This window comes from Cellulomonas citrea (assembly GCF_009829685.1).
Classification (GTDB): domain Bacteria; phylum Actinomycetota; class Actinomycetes; order Actinomycetales; family Cellulomonadaceae; genus Cellulomonas; species Cellulomonas citrea.
On the sequence record NZ_VWSD01000308.1, the window covers coordinates 1 to 1,142 of the forward strand.

Below are 1,142 nucleotides of genomic sequence, written 5' to 3' on the forward strand. Positions count from 1 at the left end.
GGCGCCGCGAGCAGCGCGCCCAGGAACCGCTTGCGGCTCGCGCCGACGAGCACCGGCAGCCCTGTGCCCACCAGCTCGTCGAGCCGGCCGAGCAGCGGCCAGTTGCTGGCACCGGACTTGGCGAACCCCAGGCCCGGGTCGAGGACGAGCTGCTCGTCGCGGGCACCGGCGGCGCGCAGCACGTCCAGGCGCGCGTCGAGCTCGTGGCGCACATCGGCCACGACGTCGCCGTAGCGGTCCGCGTCGTCCATGACGTCCGAGGCGCCGCGCCAGTGCGTGACGACGTAGGCCACCCCGGTCTCGGCGACCAACGGCACCATCTGCGGGTCGGCCAGACCGCCCGACACGTCGTTGACCAGCACCGCCCCGGCGTCCACCGCGGCGCGGGCGACCTGCGCGCGCATCGTGTCGACGCTCACGACGACGCCGTGCGCGACCAGGGACGTGATGACCGGCAGCACCCGGGCGAGCTCCTCGTCGAGGGGCACGCGTGCGGCGCCGGGTCGGGTGGACTCCCCACCGACGTCGACCAGGTCGGCCCCCTGCGCGACGAGCTCGAGCCCGTGGGCGAGCGCCGCGTCGTGGTCCAGCCACCGTCCGCCGTCGGAGAACGAGTCCGGGGTCACGTTGACGACCCCCATGACGAGGGTCCGGTCGGGGACCCGGGGCAGGCCGGAGGTGCCCAGCAGGGCGTCCGAGCGCGCAGCGAGTCTCACGGACCGAGCCTAGGCGGTCGGTCGACGGAGGGCCGAACCAGGACGGGCCCACCGCACCGCGGACGGTGGCGGGCCCGCCGCACCCGGTCACCCGCTGAGCGCCGGCTGAGAGCCCCTGGATTCCGATGCGCCACGACTCGTATTGTCACGCCCATGAGCCCCAGCCCTGGCCGGCCGCGCGACCAGCGCGTCACCGACGCCGCGCTCGACGCCACCCGGGAGCTGCTCGTCGAGGTCGGCTACGCCGGGCTCACCTGGGAGCTCGTCGCCCGCCGCGCCCGGACCTCGAAGACCGCGCTGCACCGGCGCTGGCCGAACCGCGCCGCCCTCGTGCTCGACGCCGCGTTCGGCCAGGTCCGCCCCGACGACGTGGTGGAGACCGGCGACGTCGCCCGCGACCTCGTGGCCCTGGTCCGCGCGCTCGAG

General features: G+C 75.9%; 2 protein-coding genes. One reads left to right on the forward strand and one right to left on the reverse strand.

The features are described from left to right. The coding region (gene folP, locus F2B26_RS16370) for a dihydropteroate synthase (RefSeq protein WP_159811140.1) at window positions 1-641 on the reverse strand (641 nt) is incomplete at its 3' end. A gap of 228 nt (window positions 642-869) precedes the next feature. On the opposite strand from folP, the gene F2B26_RS16375 reads away from it, so the two are divergent. Then, the coding region (locus F2B26_RS16375) for a helix-turn-helix domain-containing protein (RefSeq protein ID WP_159811138.1) at window positions 870-1,142 on the forward strand (273 nt) is incomplete at its 3' end.